This is a genomic window from Marininema mesophilum (assembly GCF_900106775.1).
Taxonomy (GTDB): Bacteria; Bacillota; Bacilli; order Thermoactinomycetales; family DSM-45169; genus Marininema; species Marininema mesophilum.
Genome location: NZ_FNNQ01000015.1, coordinates 36,797 through 51,802 on the forward strand (window position 1 = coordinate 36,797; position 15,006 = coordinate 51,802).

Here is a 15,006-nt window from a genome sequence, read left to right on the forward strand (position 1 = left end):
TCAGAGATAATCAACACTCCTGTCCTTAGACTAGGAATGCTCTAACCCACTCAACTTACCTATATCACCATGCTTAGATAGAGCCTACCCCTCAATTTACTTACTGACCTCAAGGGTGTTCTCCCCAGAGAACACTTTCGTTTCTATACCTTATGATAGAGAAGAAGCTTCTAAGGATACTTTATCACGAAAACTGCGAGCAGAGTGACAAACCGGGCAGGTTGAGTTTTTCTCCCAGCTAGAGATTTCCTTCGTTTGAAGGGTAAAGAAATTAACCTCCATGATTTTCCCTAACGCTATCGGCGCAGGAAACCCTGTAACAATCTTCAATAACTCATTCACCATCGCACCCGCTAAGATGGCAACATTGGGACTAATCGCCGCATTGTTGCGCTGGAAGTCCATTCCCTCCATAAACTTCAACTGCCGCTCAAACTGATCATCCGCTACTTTTTTAGAGTCAACATGACATTGTACACAGCCTGTTTCACCCGGAATCATGCTGTAAAATCGCCCACGGGTATTCAAGACGCCACCAGATACCATCGGTAGCCCCGCTTTAACAATCGCTTCATTTACCCAGTTTTGGATATATAGTGTCGGTTTATCCGCTACACATACGACATACTCTGTCTCTTTGATATGATCATATACCTCTTCGGGCTTCCCAATCTTACAATTGGTAATCGAAAGGTTCACATTGGGATTAAACTGATTGATTCTCTTGAGCGCCATTTCCGTTTTTAATTGACCCACATCTGCTTCCGAGTAAAGCAATTGGCGATTAAAGTTACTCAGTTCGAGACGATCAAAATCAAGGGCACGGATATTGTGGAAGCCTAGCGCTGCCAGATGATAGAGGATCTGACTTCCCAACCCTCCAACACCGAGTAAGGAGATTTTACAGTTATTAATCTTCTCTTGTATTTCATACTTACTTTCTTCCAGAGAAGTAAACAACGAGAAGAAATTGATATTTGCTTTGTATCTTTCGAGATCATATTCCTTCAGACTAGTAGGCTCAATCGATGCATCTTCAATGTATCCTTCGTTATCCAAAGCTTGAATCGAGGTAAAAATATCTTCTCGTGGAATCTCAGGAAAGTCCTTCTGGACAATCTGAACCAGTTCATCCACCGTGTTCTTCCCATTCATTGATTGTACCAAGAGCGTGATGCTCCCACTTGGGTCAGGAATGATCCCAGCTAATCCATCCTCTTCACCAATCTGTATCTCATTCCCCCAACAAAACACAGGGATTGTCTCTTTAAACTTAGGTTTCATAGTAGGCTTCATGGTTTTCCTCCAGTTATATGGATTGCCCCTTATGTAATAACAAGGACATCAGAATCATCTAAGCCTTGACACTCACACAGCTAAAGCAGTGGGATTCTTGGGAGCTCCCATCTACTGACGGGATCCTATCCAAGCTTAGACGGTCTGCCCGACCGCAAATACGCGAAGTCCTTCTTGCAAGATGTTTTTGGATGCATTGATATCTCGGTCATGATGGGAACCACACCTGGGACATGTCCAAGCCCGAAGGTTGAGGTTTTTTACATCCTTGTTGCGATAGCCACAGGAGGAGCATAGCTGACTGGAAGGAAACTGTTTCCCGATTTTCACCACGTTTCTTCCATGCCAGGTTGCCTTATAGCTCAGCATGGCGACAAACTCCGACCAGGAGGCATCGGTGATGGATTTGGCTAGCTTATGATTCTTCACCATGTTTTTTACACAGAGGTCTTCGATGCAGATCGTTTGGTTTTCACGAATCAGCTTGGAAGACAGCTTATGTAGGAAGTCATGGCGAGCGTTTACAATCTTCTCATGGATACAAGCAACCTTCATCCGGGCTTTGTGCCAATTGGAACCGCCTTTCGTTCGTCGGCTCATGATCCTCTGCGCTTTCGCTACCTTCTTTTCATATTGCCGGAAGTACCGGGATGGTTTGATCTTCGTTCCATCGGTCAGAATCGCAAAGTCCTTTAACCCGAGATCGACACCGATGGCCTTTTCTTTGCTTACGGGCACATAGGGACATTGATGGATCTCGGACAAGACCGATACAAAGTACTTGCCCACGGGATTGCGCCTGACAGTTGCGGATAGAATCCGCCCTTCTACTTCACGAGATTTTGCAACCTTCACCCATCCGAGTTTCGGAAGTTTGATCCGATTGGCTACTACCTCGATTGTGGGTTTCCCCTTTTTCGGATGGTTGCACTGACTCGTGTAGGATTGGACACGGTTTCGCTTACTTTTGAATCGAGGACGGTCATTCTGCTTTTTGAAGAAGCGCGAGAAAGAATCCGCTAGGTGTTTCAAGGTGTTCTGAAGCGAAGTAGAATCGATTTCCCGCAACCAATCGACCTCTTTTTTCAAGGAAGTCAATTGGGCGGAACACCTTTCATAGGTAAGACCTTTGCCTGTCTGGTCGTAGCTTTCATTCCACTTCGCTAAGAATTGGTTAAATACAAACCGGCTACATCCAATGGATTTGTTAATGAGAATCGCTTGTTCCTTCGTTGGATACAAACGAAATTTAAACGCTTTATGCATAAGTTCACCTCCCCTATATCCAATTATATAGGGGGATGGTTGAACTTGCGAGAGGGGAGGGGGCCCTCTCTCGTTTAACGCTCACTTTCATCCCAACCCTGAAGGGCTGGGTTTTCTAGTTCGCAATCTATAAGGTTCTGTATCTCTTTATTAATACGTGCCGCAAATCTCCGTGGCAATAGCCAGGAGATTTGCGGTGTGTTTTCATGTATTAACTCATATTGCTTATTAGCCTGGAAGAGCAACCACTACGCCAGCCAAGCTTGCGCCTTTTTCTACTTTGATCATCATGAGCGAATCACCTCCTTACTAGGATATGAGAATTATATGAATTAAATAAAAATTGGTCAAATTCGAAATAAGCTATTTGGCAAAATAAATTTCCCATTATCTCGCCCAATCGATCTTAATGGATGTTTTTCCATAATATATGAGTGTTTACAAATCATGCAGCTACCTATTTTTCATCTAGTGTAACGGTAAACCCATTGAGTACTACCGCCGCTCTCCTTTAACAATCATCAAAAAACACCATTTACCCGACTTATTTGAATTCTCCATTGTCGGGTCGAACGATTTTATCCATGTTAATTTTATATCAGACGGGAGGTCATACCCTTGGATTTACTGCAAAGTATGAATGGAGCATTAACCTATATTGAAGATCATCTAACCGATGAAATCGACTATCAAAAAATAGCTAGGCTTTCTTGTTGCTCGGAGTATCATTTTAAACGTATGTTTTCCTTCCTCTCAGGAATCACATTGTCCGAGTACATTCGTCGCAGACGCCTTACATTGGCCGCATCCGAATTAAACCAAAGCAAAGTACGAGTGATCGATGTTGCATTGAAGTATGGTTACAGTTCACCTGATTCCTTTGCTAGAGCCTTTCAAAGCTTACATGGGATTACACCATCAGAAGCGAGAACAACTAGCCAAACATTGAAAGCCTATCCGCGTATGACCTTTCAGTTGACAATACAAGGAGGAGAAGAAATGAACTATCGTTTGGAAGAGAAAGGCGCCTTTCATATAATCGGTATCAAGAAAAGAGTACCCATCGTATTTAAAGGGGTGAACCCAGAGATCGCTGGGATGTGGAAAAGACTCAATAAAGAGATGATCCATCAACTAAAAAAGCTTTCAAATGGTTCACCACCTGGACTCCTTAATGTATCTACCAATTTTTCTGAAGGTCGCATGGAGGAAAAAGGGGAGCTGGATCACTATATCGGTGTTGCTACAACGAAGGAATGCCCCCCAACCTTCGTAGAACTTGAGGTCCCTGACTCTACTTGGGCTGTATTTGAAGCTGTTGGGCCTTTTCCAGATACCTTGCAAAATGTTTGGGGTCGCATATACTCCGAATGGTTCCCCTCCTCTACCTATGAACAAACCGAAGGTCCTGAAATCTTGTGGAATGAGAATAAAGATACCACCTCTTCTTCCTTTAAGAGTGAGATATGGATTCCTGTTTCGAAAAGAACTGACATCGAAAAATCGTAATTTGAGGTACGCGCTTGAGCACTCTAATTACTAACATGTATCGTTTCTCAACATATACTTCAGATGATTTAGGAGATGTTAAATGAACCCTTTATCATTTAGAAAGGACGGACAAATTGTCCGTCCTTTCTAAATGATAGATCATATATTCAAATGTTTACTTTTACCCTCTTACTTCATTCATTTACATGGGATGTCTGCAAAAGTTCCACTCTATCTTTCTCTAGATCGACCTTCAAAAGAGAGGTGGGATGTAAATAAGGAGGGTTCCATAATTGGGAAGGTGTTCGTTTTTCCACACAGGCAATAATTGATTTGATGGTCACCGTATGGCTCACTAGCAAGATACACTGATTTGAGCACTCTACCAACAAACGTTGTATTCCCTTTGCAGCGCGGAGCCTTACCTCAGAGAAACTCTCCCCATTCCCTTGGGGCTGATAGGAGATGGGATCATTCCAGAATGAATCCCATTGGTTCGGCCATTTTTCTTTTATACGATCATGTTTCATCCCTTCCCACTCTTCAAAGGACATCTTCAACCATATGGGATCGTTATCAATCGGGATGGAACGATTTCCTCGAACTATCTGGGCAGTAGTAAATGTTCGTTCACTCGTACTTGTGATTATACGATCAAAGGAAGTAGTAGATAAATAGTTGCCTATCGCTTCAGCCTGCCGAATCCCTCTGTCGGTGAGAGGTGAATCAAGCCTCCCCTGAAATCGCTGTTCTTTATTCCACTCGGTCTCTCCATGACGTAAAAGATAGAGTTCTGTCAATTTTTCAACTCTCCTGATAAACTAGTCATTTCTTTATGAAATGACAGAATCGCATGGCTCATCTCTTCATAATGATCAAACATCATCGCATGGGTAGTGCCCGGGATTACTTCGGTTTTACTGATGGTGAGAATCGGTTCCAGCTTATCTTTGATAAAAGTAAGCTTCCCCTCAAGATCTCCTTCTACCTCTGCTGGAAGAAAGAGAACTGGACATTGAACATTGGTATACCAATCCTCTAACTGAACGTTAAATAAGTGTTCCAACAGTTGCATCGAAGAATTGTGTGATGGTTTCGTTGCGACTCTACCGTCTTCTCGTTGATCTACCTCAAGCCCCTCTAAAGTTCTCTCCTTCACCTCACTCCAGGGTAACCATACAGCTTTAAGATGCTGAATATAAGCTTCTTTGGAGGAGTATGTAGTCTCGCTTCTGCTTCCTAACTTGGCCATTCGTTCTTCCTTTGACTCTGTAAACTTTCCACCTGGGCCCGTATCATTTTGCAAAGCTCCTTCAGAATTAACAAGGGAGAGGCAACGCTCAGGCCATCGGGCAGCAAAGGAAGTTGCTACGTAAGCGCCCAGGGAGCTCCCCACGAAATGAGCAGCGGTGATCCCTAGGTGATCTAATCCCAATGCTATATCCTCAGCTAATGTATCAAAGTCGTACCCTTTACCCCGATCCTCAGAATATCCGTGTCCACGCAAATTAATCGTAATCACACGATAATTCTCAATGAAAAAAGGGATCACACCGTTCCAAATCGCTTCATTTCCTCCCATATAGTGAAGAAAAATCAGTGGTTCCCCTTCCTCACTATGAATCGTTCCATGGAGGATCGTATGGTCTGTGGTGCAATAATGAAATGGTTTCTTCATAAGTAAGCTCTCCTTTAGAGGATGTTATTTTTTTATAAATAATATTTATAAAGTTATCCAAGGACAGGTTACTACATTTGGAAATTTTCTGCAATTATATTTTCTTTTGGACATCCTTGCAGAAAAGCGTCTCAAGATGGATGATCCAATATGGCAGTACTTAGTCTTCCTACAAAAAAGGTTGGTGACTCCATTGCTGAGCCGCCAACCTTCTTTATAAGTTCATCTTATACGAATGGTTAAGAATCGTCGCCTACGATCACTTCGCCAATTCGTAGATCGCCTGGGCATACAACGCAGTGGCTTTTACTAGATCCTCCACTACGATATATTCATTCCGTTGATGAGCAGTATCTTCACGGCCTGGGAAACCCGGGCCAAAGACCACACCTGTTTCAAGGGCACGAGCATAGGTTGCACCGCCAATCGCCAGTGTCTCACCTTTTTCTCCCGTTTGTTCCTCATATACGCGAGCGAGAGTACGGACAAGGACATGCTCCTCATCAACGAAGTGTCCCTGTTTATGATCCACCACTTCTACGGTAAATCCAAAGGGCTCTACTTCAGTTTCCATCTGCTGACGGATTTGCGCAAGTTCCCCCGAAATCGGGTAACGGATATTTAACCCAACACCTTGTTCCCCAGCTGCTTCGTAACGGAAGATCCCTCCATTTACCGTCAATGGACCTACCCGTTCATCACTTTGCGCAAGGTTCAACTTCTCCCCTTTAAAGCCTTCACATAATTTTTCGCTGATAAAACGTATGTACTTACTTCCTGTTGGGTCTAATGTTGCTGTATCCAGAAACTCAGCAAGCCGTAACGCGGCATTTAACCCCCCATCCGGCTCTGATCCATGATGGGCTTTTCCTTCGAGGACCAGGGTAAGGTGGTCGTTGGATTCCTCAGCATATCCCTGAATCCGATTGGATAACAGAAAATCTTGATACTTCTCCTTCAGTTCAAAAACATCCCCATCTCCCTGCAATTGTGCCCGTGCTAAATCAGGTACCATGTTGAAACGTTGCCCTGCTTCAAAGGATTGGAGTAACCACCCCGCTACTGGCGCTTCACCAGGCTCTACTTTACCAGTTAAGGTTAAGTCGATCATGCCTTTTTCCGCAGTGATAATAGGGAAGTCTGCATCCGGCGTAAAGCCCATGTCCGGCATTTTTTCCCGGGCAAAATAATAATCCATATCCCGCCAGTGAGATTCCTCATCCGTACCCAGGATCAAACGAACCTTTTTGCTTAAGGGGAGACCCAACTCCTTAACCATCTGCATGGCAACAAAAGCAGCCATAGCCGGACCCTTATCATCCTGGGCTCCACGAGCATAAAAATTCCCTTCACGCACTTCGGGTTCAAATGGAGGAGAGATCCAACCATCTCCGACCGGTACCACGTCCAAATGGGCCAAAACGCCGACCAATTCCTCGCCTCCTCCCATCTCAATGTGACCTGCATAGCCATCCACACTTTTTGTGGTAAAGCCAGCTTTATCCCCTAGATCTAGCATATAGTTTAATGCTTCTGAGATTTTCTCTCCAAAGGGAGCACCAGGGCTCGCTGTTGAATCATCCAAAACACTTTCAATGGAACATAGCTCTGTCAATTGCTGCAGTAGTTGATCCCGTCGTTTTTCTGTTTCTTCTAACCAATTAATCCCCATTATTCTCTCCTCCTATGTAGGCCTATCCCTTTAAAAACCTGTTGCACCAACTGCAGCTAAGGCTTGTTGCACCTCAGTGTGAACCTGCCCGTTGGTCGCCAAGATATGGCGGACACCAATCTCATAGCTTCCACCGATTGTATCCGTTGCTTTGCCACCCGCTTCCATTACAAGTAATGCACCTGCCGCTAAATCCCAAGCATTTAAATCCAATTCCCAGAAACCTGTGAGTCGCCCAGCGGCAACATATGCTAAGTGTAATGCCGCTGATCCTCCTGCACGGATATTTCGTACCTGGGGAGATAATTTTAATATCCCATCGGTGTTTATCTGCCTCATTCCAGCAGGGTCCCCTGAAGGAAATCCAGAGGCTAATAAACTTTCAGCCAAAGTCGCCTCGGTGGATACCTGGATTGGTTCATCATTCAACCATGCGCCCTTTCCTTTCTCGGCTGTAAACAGTTCATCTGTCATCGGATTATAAATCACTCCAAGGACGACCTCCTGCCTAACCGCATAGGCGATAGAAACGCAAAAAAAGGGAAATCCATGGATAAAGTTTGTCGTTCCATCGATAGGATCGACAATCCATAGATCTTCATGTTTTCGATGCTTTTCCAACGCTTCTTTAGCTGCAACAGCTCCCGCATCCACGCTCTCTTCACCCAGGATCATATGATCCGGATGACGAGAGGTGATGATCTCGCGGATGATGGATTCCGCCTCTTTATCCACCTCAGTCACTAGATCATGGGCTGATGATTTTACATCGATTCTTTTGGCAACCGCCGCCTTTTCACGAATCTTAGATCCGGCTTGACGAGCTGCATCGATGGCTGTCTGTAATTCCTTCACAATAACCCCTCCGTGCCATGATGAGATTGACCTTCTTACTATACCATTTTTAAATGGCAAAGCTGAAACCATGGTTATTCTAAAGTGAGCCCTCAGTCCGAAAAAAGTGAAAAAGAGGAGTCTATCGATTCGTATCGAAAACGAAGAGAAACCCTTTTCTTCGTAGAAAGGAGCCTTCAATGCCAAACGCCTGGAGCCATATCCTTTTCGGCCACATCGCCTTAAAACATGCTGATCTACCTATCCCTCAAGATCCACGTGCCTTTCAACTGGGCTGTCAAGGCCCTGATTTTCTGCTTTACCATAATTTCTGGCCATGGAAATTTGGTAAAACGGTAAATAACTTAGGCAATGAGATTCACAAACGACACTGCGGTCCCTTTCTTACCGATCTTATTCAAGCCGCTGGTAGCCATCCAGATCTAGAGGAGTATGTGTCAGGTTTTCTAACCCATCACATACTGGATCGGCATGCTCATCCCTATATTGTCTACCGTTCTGGTGAAGGTAAACATAAGCATCAACAGTTAGAAGTCTACATCGACACCCTATTAGCAGAACGCTTGGAAAACATCCGCACTTGGAAAACCCCTGTCGTGCCACGAATCGATATCGGCCCTCGACTACCTGATCATTGGTCTAAGATCATGCACGATATTGCTCGTAAGCATTTCCCCTCCGAAACAGCCCAAATTCGCCCAGAGGATTGGAATACTGCTTACAATGACATGAAAAAAGCCCTTGGATTTTTTTACGATCCCTCGGGCATCAAACTCGCTCTCACTTTTGGTTATATCTACCCCTTCCGCTATCGTCCTCTCCATGATGGTGTGGATTATCTTAATGAGCAAGAGCGGGAGTGGCTTCATCCTGCAGTACCTACTGAGCGTCATCGTGAGCGTTTCATGGATTTATGGGATAATGCCCTCACAGAAACAACCCACCTTTTGCGTCTTACCTATTCATACTGGAAAAGTGACACATCTTTAGAAGAGCTCTCTGAGCAAATTGGAAATATTTCCTACGACATAGGGAAACCCGCACAGCTCAATTTACAAGCTCAAGTTGCAGAACCAATTGTGTAGGGTAACATCAGCTTTTCTATCCAGACTCTATATACTAGCCTGCCCCCTCGATCTTTAAATTCTTATCCATATCGATGCTTTTGTTAAAATCTCCAGTTACAGTTGAGCCTCCAACTTGGTCAGAATCACTTGAGGCACCTACATTGAAACCATTTCCTAAAGCAATCATCCCTCCAGAAATACTAACGATTTTAAAATTGGTAATATTATTAATTACTCTGCTATTATTGATAGAATTAGATGTACCAGCCATCCTGCAATCATCCCTTTATTTATGCTTGGTTCATAGTATGTCAGCAAATAAGGGCCCGTTCGCTTCCATCCACACAAATCATAAAAAAGAGAAGTCCACTGACAATACTCAGCGAACTTCTCTTTTTATGTCTCATTCGTAAGATCCTACTCTAATACTTTTAGTACTTGGTAAAATAACCATGCCATGATAGCTGTACCTGGGAGAGTAAATACCCAAGCATAGACGATTTTACCTGCAATCCCCCAGCGAACGCTCTTCACACGTTCTGCTGTCCCTACACCAAGAATGGCTCCAGTCATCGTTTGCGTAGTACTTACTGGAATACCCACTTTCGCAATCGAGGTGAGCAGAACGGCAGCGGCTGTTTCTGCGGCAAATCCATGGGGCGTGTCCAAGTGAGCCAAGCGCATCCCCATCGTTCTAATAATCCGCCAACCCCCGATAGCTGTTCCCAATCCCATAGTAAGCCCAGCAGCAATAACTACCCAAGTGGGTACTTCTACGGTATCTAAGTATCCACCCGCTACCAATGCGAGAGTGATAATCCCCATAGCCTTTTGTGCATCGTTCGTTCCATGACTGAAGGCCATCAATGAGGAGGAGATGATCTGGAGTGGCCGGAAGATCCGTTTCACTTTGGATGGATTGGAGTTAGCAAATAATGCTCGAATCAGTTTCATTAACCCATACGCCAACAAACCACCAAGGAGTGGAGAGAGAAGAAGTGCGATGAGGATTTCTAACAGCCCAGTTACCTTCAATACTGCAAAGCCCTTAAAAGCTACAGCAGAGCCAACGAGCGCACCAATCAAACCGTGGGAAGAGCTCACAGGCATACCGATACGCGCCATAATCACATTCCATACAATAGCCGCTAACAAAGCGGCAAGTACGACCAATTGGGTAATAATTTTAGCGTCTACGATTTTCGTTCCAATCGCTTTCGCTACCGCAGTAGAAAAAAAGGCACCTGCGACATTTAAAGTACCTGCGAGGAGCAACGCTTTGGCTGGAGTGAGCGTCCGTGTACCAATCACTGTAGCGATGGCATTGGCTGAGTCGTTCATCCCATTGGTAAAGTCAAAAACCAGGGCAAAAACGACGACTAAAATAATGAGCACTAACGGGTCAAGCATACTTCATAACCACGCTTTCCAGAACATCGGCAAGATCCTCAGCACTATCGGTGACGCCCTCTAGCTTTTCGTATAGTTCCTTCATCTTGATTAGTTCGACTGGATCTTTTTGCTCCTCAAACAAAGAACCAACGGATTGACGCATCAGACGATCTGCTTGATTTTCTACCAGGTTAATTTCGACAACCAGATTCTGAATGGTTGGGAATTCACGTTTTTGCAAGGCAATAAAAGCTTCCTGCAAATGTTCAGCTACCTTCTCCAATAGCTCCGCAAACTGCATTAAGTACGGTGTGGTTTTCTCTACATTGTAATAAACGAAACGGGAAGCACAGGCCTCCACCCCATCCAGGATATCATCTAACTTAATGGCTAGTTCCTTAATATCCTCTCGATCCATTGGGGTCACAAAGGTAGAATTCAATTCACGAATGAGAATGTGCGTAAATTCGTCCCCTTTGTTTTCCAAGTCCTTCAACTTCTCGGCGTAATCTTCTTTGTGTTGCAAAGTCTCCACGTTCTGGCGGAAAAGCTGCATCGCCTCAACGATGTTGCTAGCGGCCTCCACCAAGGTATGGTAGAACACCGAATCCTTCGAACGATTAAAGATCAAGACTGAACCCCCCTAGTATAATACGGTCTTATTAGATTGGAACTCTCTCTCCTGTTATTAATCAATCCTCCCTAATAATAATGCTTTTGAAATAGAAAGCAAAGCCTGTTTCAAGTTTTATTGTGAAGATACGACTGGGAACCCTTTGGAGAATAGATAGGCGGGAAGCCATGGCTTCCCGCCTTCCATGGGTACAACCCTCATAGGGTAGACTACCCAATCATCCCAAAAATGCAACCATTTTATCCATTATTTCACATAAGAAAAGCGATTATAAACTTCCTTTCTCACCTTGAGGCCCATCTGGATCAGCATTTAAGCGACGAGTAACGGCCATCATTCCTGGTAAGAAGAGTGGCAACATCAGAAATGCCATGATGAACAATCCGAGGATCACAACGGTAGCTACCTGCATTAAGGTAAGAATCCCCGAGGGATAGAGCGCGGCAAATGTACCTGAGAGGATGATTGCCGCGGAAAATACCACGCCACCGATTTTACGGGAAGCTTCCACAACCGCTTTTCCTGGTGTCCAATCACGGTACTCCAAGTAACGCATCATAAGGAAGATACTATAATCCACTCCCAAGGAGACAATCATGATCATAGAGAAAAATGGCGTAGACCATGTGAGACCAGGATAACCAAATCCTTCTCTGAAGATCACTTCAGTAAACGCTAAGGCACTGAAATAGGAAATCACTAACGAAGCAATAATGTACACCGTATTCCAGAAGGAGCGTAACATCCAGAGAAGAACCAGGGCAATCCCCAACATCATATAAGTAGCCGTTCGGGTAAAGTCCTCTGTGGATAATTTGTTCAAATCTCTGTTTTGAGAAGAGAGACCACCCACTCCATATTTGGAGTCACTGTACTTGGTTTTTTTCAATTTATCTGAAATGGTTTGATCGATATCTCCAGCTGTCTTCATCGCCTTCTCTGAGTATGGATCTCCTTCGAGAACGATGTTCCATTTCAAGATGTGACGATCACCGGACATATATGCATCTAAGGACTTTTGAAAGTCTTTCCCAGTGCGCTGTGCTTTGGGTAGGAAAAAGGTATGGGATGCCTTCGTACCGGCTACTTCACCTAAGTACCCTTGTGCTTTGTTTAACCCTTTATCGATCTCACCTAGTCCCTTAGAACTTTTGCTAAGTCCTCCTTGCAGTTTCTTGAGATCGTTATCCATTGAGTAAAGCCCATCATTTAGTTGCCCCTGCCCATTGGCGACTCTACCCAATCCGGTATCAATTTGACCGAGGGCATCCACTACCTGCGCTTCACCAGCACTTCCTTTTTTCAAACCCGCTGCTAGCGCCCTAGAGCCTTGTTCCATTTGGGTAAGTCCCGCCAGCAATTTTTTCTGTTCAGTCGTAATTTTATTCAACCCTGCGTTAGCTTCTGCAAATCGACTATTGATCCCGGTAAAGCCAACATTCAATTCCTGTAAGCCATTATCTAATATCTTAACTTGAGCATCTAACGGATTAACCTTCTCTTTTAATGCTGCTACTTTTGCTTGCTCCCCAGGGCCCTGCGGATTTAATCCGTATACTTGGACTTTAACCCCAGCGGCCAACGGTTTAATTTGATCCATAAGAGACTGTAGCCTGTTAGCCCCATCTCCGAGCTTTTTATAACCCGCATACAAACTGTTATACCCGCTATTTAGTTTGCTCGTATTCGCCACTAAGATTTCTACGCCACTACGCATCTTTGTAAGCCCTGTATTTAGTTCTTCAGCCCCAGAGGCCCCTTTATCTAGACCAGCCTGAATTTGCTTGGAAGCCTTCCCAACCTCCTGCACACCTTGTTGAGCGGCCTTTGTCCCTTTGTACAATTGATCCACCTGGGACATATCTTTACTACCTGCATTCATTTTTGCTAGGATTTTTTTTAAACCGCTATTAATCTGCTCGGTTCCCTTTTCTGCCTTACCAATCCCTTCATTGGTTTTCTTCGTCTGCTTATTCACGTAGGCTGCTTCGATGGGATTGCCCTTTGGTTGAGTGGGTCCATATACGGTATCCACTTCTGGCACACGCCTTAAGCTATTGGTTACCTCATCAATAAAAGCCAAAGCCTCTGAGGAATCTAATTTTTTGTCGCTTTTAAGAACCACTTCGACAGGCATCGTCTGTCCTGGTGTAAACTCCTTGGCGACAATGTTAAAGCCTTTTAAGGATTCATAGGAGTTGTCCACCTCATCCAAGCTATTGTAGGATAACTTTCCTTGATGGAAAAAAAGAATAGGTACTGTGATAAGTGCCACAATCAGGAGCCCTAAAAGGGGACGACGATAGGAGAAGGAAGAAAGAGCTGGCCAGATCCGGCTGTTCACTTTTCCTTTCACCTTTTTCACAGGCCAGAACATTTTCATACCTAACACGGACATAAAAAAAGGAACAACGGTGAGCAAGGATGCAATCAAGAATAGGACACCGACAGCAACCGCTACCCCTGCTTGATAGACGGAAAACTTTGCAAAGGCTAAACAGCTAAAACCGATGAATACCGCAATGGCACTATAGAAAACCGTTTTTCCAGCCGTTTGATATGTGACAACAATTGATTCAGAAATCGATTTCCGCTGGGATAGCTCCTCTTTGAAGCGGGCAAAAAGGAGGATATTATAATCTGTTCCTATCCCAAATAAAACAAGGATCAAAAAGATCTGTGTAAAATTCGCAAAGGGGAAGTCCCACCATTGCACCATATGGGCAACCACTGCTAGGGATGTGATATAGGATATTCCCACCGATAGTAGGGAGATCACCGGTGCTACAGGAGATCGGAAAACAGCGATCAACACCACAATAATAAAAGCAACCGTGATCGTCTCGGTCTTCTTTACACCCTTTAAGGTGGTTTGGCCAAAATCATCTTGAATGAGCTTGTTTCCAGTTAAGTAATGATCTACGGAGACGGATTTTAGAGCCCCTCTTACGTCTTCTCGAACATCAGATAACTGTTTTCCACTCCGATTTACCGTAAAGAGAGTCATCACTGTACTTTTATCCTTGGAGACAAACTGATCTTTCAGTTCTTTTTCATTAAAATGGGTGATGACATTACTCACACCCAATTTTTTATTGGATTCGAGGTTATCAACTCCCTTTTCGATCTCTGATAACTCATTTTTCGTTAACGGTTTGTCAGAATGAAAAACAACTAAAATATCAACATCTTTGCTGTTTTTCGAAGAGTTACTCATTTCCTTTTTCAAATTATTTGCCATCTGTGAAGAATACTTGGCATGAATTTTGGGTTCTGATTCTCGTGTCATCTGCCCAAGGTCGGGCATTGTCACGATCGATAGGATGACCATCGCTACCCAAGCAATCAAAACCACCCATTTATATCGAAGAACTGTACGCATACTCTGCCACCTTTCCATCCATCATCTCTCTTTTTGCCTACTCCCCATATCGTCTTGATAAAATCTTTTACTAATTTTTTGCGTCGATTCTTGATATGTAGAAGGCTCTCTCCATACCACTTTCCTCCGTTCCCTGCCATTCTCATTATTTTCATTCTAACGTGGAATGAGCTAACATGCGAGACAAAAATATTGCATCCATATATTTCGACCAACTAATATTACGTAAATAAATAAAAAATAGACCTTACCCCCTATTTATTAATCCTCATC

12 protein-coding genes are annotated in these 15,006 nt (G+C 44.0%); 2 read left to right on the forward strand and 10 right to left on the reverse strand.

Annotation, left to right across the window (positions count from 1 at the left end):
* Window positions 1–150: 150 nt before the first annotated feature.
* Window positions 151–1,296 (reverse strand): HesA/MoeB/ThiF family protein, encoded by a 1,146-nt coding sequence (locus BLV90_RS13415; RefSeq protein WP_245726360.1) that lies wholly within the window; start codon window positions 1,294–1,296, stop codon window positions 151–153.
* A gap of 135 nt (window positions 1,297–1,431) precedes the next feature.
* Window positions 1,432–2,562, reverse strand: coding sequence for an IS200/IS605 family element RNA-guided endonuclease TnpB (tnpB, locus tag BLV90_RS13420; protein ID WP_091742070.1), 1,131 nt, complete (start codon window positions 2,560–2,562; stop codon window positions 1,432–1,434).
* 618 nt (window positions 2,563–3,180) lie between these two features.
* On the opposite strand from tnpB, the gene BLV90_RS13425 reads away from it, so the two are divergent.
* Window positions 3,181–4,071 (forward strand): AraC family transcriptional regulator, encoded by an 891-nt coding sequence (locus tag BLV90_RS13425; protein ID WP_091742073.1) that lies wholly within the window; start codon window positions 3,181–3,183, stop codon window positions 4,069–4,071.
* A 176-nt stretch (window positions 4,072–4,247) separates the two neighbouring features.
* Here the strand turns inward: BLV90_RS13425 and BLV90_RS13430 are convergent, their stop codons facing one another.
* The 4 genes from BLV90_RS13430 to BLV90_RS13445 all read right to left on the reverse strand — a co-directional run bounded on the left by BLV90_RS13430 (window position 4,248) and on the right by BLV90_RS13445 (window position 8,258).
* A complete protein-coding gene (locus BLV90_RS13430) occupies window positions 4,248–4,853 on the reverse strand; it encodes a histidine phosphatase family protein (RefSeq protein WP_177168068.1) in 606 nt (201 codons plus the stop codon).
* A complete protein-coding gene (locus tag BLV90_RS13435) occupies window positions 4,850–5,731 on the reverse strand; it encodes an alpha/beta fold hydrolase (RefSeq protein ID WP_091742079.1) in 882 nt (293 codons plus the stop codon). The genes BLV90_RS13430 and BLV90_RS13435 overlap by 4 nt, the downstream gene beginning before the upstream one ends.
* A gap of 259 nt (window positions 5,732–5,990) precedes the next feature.
* On the reverse strand, window positions 5,991–7,406 hold the full coding sequence (gene pepV, locus BLV90_RS13440; protein WP_177168072.1) for a dipeptidase PepV: 1,416 nt from the start codon (window positions 7,404–7,406) through the stop codon (window positions 5,991–5,993).
* 27 nt (window positions 7,407–7,433) lie between these two features.
* Window positions 7,434–8,258: an inositol monophosphatase family protein gene (locus BLV90_RS13445; RefSeq protein WP_245726361.1), complete on the reverse strand. Its 825-nt coding sequence runs from the start codon at window positions 8,256–8,258 to the stop codon at window positions 7,434–7,436.
* Window positions 8,259–8,437: 179 nt separating this feature from the next.
* Between BLV90_RS13445 and BLV90_RS13450 the strand changes: the two genes are divergently transcribed.
* The gene (locus BLV90_RS13450) at window positions 8,438–9,343 is read left to right on the forward strand and encodes a zinc dependent phospholipase C family protein (RefSeq protein ID WP_091742084.1); all 906 of its coding nucleotides are present in this window, start codon (window positions 8,438–8,440) and stop codon (window positions 9,341–9,343) included.
* A 34-nt stretch (window positions 9,344–9,377) separates the two neighbouring features.
* Here the strand turns inward: BLV90_RS13450 and BLV90_RS13455 are convergent, their stop codons facing one another.
* The 4 genes from BLV90_RS13455 to BLV90_RS13470 form a co-directional block, all read right to left on the reverse strand.
* Window positions 9,378–9,596, reverse strand: coding sequence for a hypothetical protein (locus BLV90_RS13455; protein WP_091742087.1), 219 nt, complete (start codon window positions 9,594–9,596; stop codon window positions 9,378–9,380).
* Window positions 9,597–9,742: 146 nt separating this feature from the next.
* A complete protein-coding gene (locus tag BLV90_RS13460; protein ID WP_091742091.1) occupies window positions 9,743–10,735 on the reverse strand; it encodes an inorganic phosphate transporter in 993 nt (330 codons plus the stop codon).
* On the reverse strand, window positions 10,728–11,348 hold the full coding sequence (locus BLV90_RS13465; RefSeq protein WP_091742094.1) for a DUF47 domain-containing protein: 621 nt from the start codon (window positions 11,346–11,348) through the stop codon (window positions 10,728–10,730). The genes BLV90_RS13460 and BLV90_RS13465 overlap by 8 nt, the downstream gene beginning before the upstream one ends.
* 271 nt (window positions 11,349–11,619) lie before the next feature.
* Entirely contained in the window at window positions 11,620–14,733 is a 3,114-nt protein-coding gene (locus BLV90_RS13470; RefSeq protein WP_177168069.1) for an MMPL family transporter, read from the reverse strand.
* Window positions 14,734–15,006: the final 273 nt, after the last annotated feature.

What these genes read in the sequence shown, in the direction of transcription:
- BLV90_RS13435 (WP_091742079.1), bottom strand. Translation starts at nt 5,731, where the DNA reads ATGAAGAAACCATTTCATTATTGCACCACAGACCATACGATCCTCCAT.
- BLV90_RS13415 (WP_245726360.1), bottom strand. Translation starts at nt 1,296, where the DNA reads ATGAAGCCTACTATGAAACCTAAGTTTAAAGAGACAATCCCTGTGTTT.
- BLV90_RS13460 (WP_091742091.1), bottom strand. Translation starts at nt 10,735, where the DNA reads ATGCTTGACCCGTTAGTGCTCATTATTTTAGTCGTCGTTTTTGCCCTG.
- BLV90_RS13450 (WP_091742084.1), top strand. Translation starts at nt 8,438, where the DNA reads ATGCCAAACGCCTGGAGCCATATCCTTTTCGGCCACATCGCCTTAAAA.
- tnpB (WP_091742070.1), bottom strand. Translation starts at nt 2,562, where the DNA reads ATGCATAAAGCGTTTAAATTTCGTTTGTATCCAACGAAGGAACAAGCG.
- BLV90_RS13455 (WP_091742087.1), bottom strand. Translation starts at nt 9,596, where the DNA reads ATGGCTGGTACATCTAATTCTATCAATAATAGCAGAGTAATTAATAAT.
- BLV90_RS13470 (WP_177168069.1), bottom strand. Translation starts at nt 14,733, where the DNA reads ATGCGTACAGTTCTTCGATATAAATGGGTGGTTTTGATTGCTTGGGTA.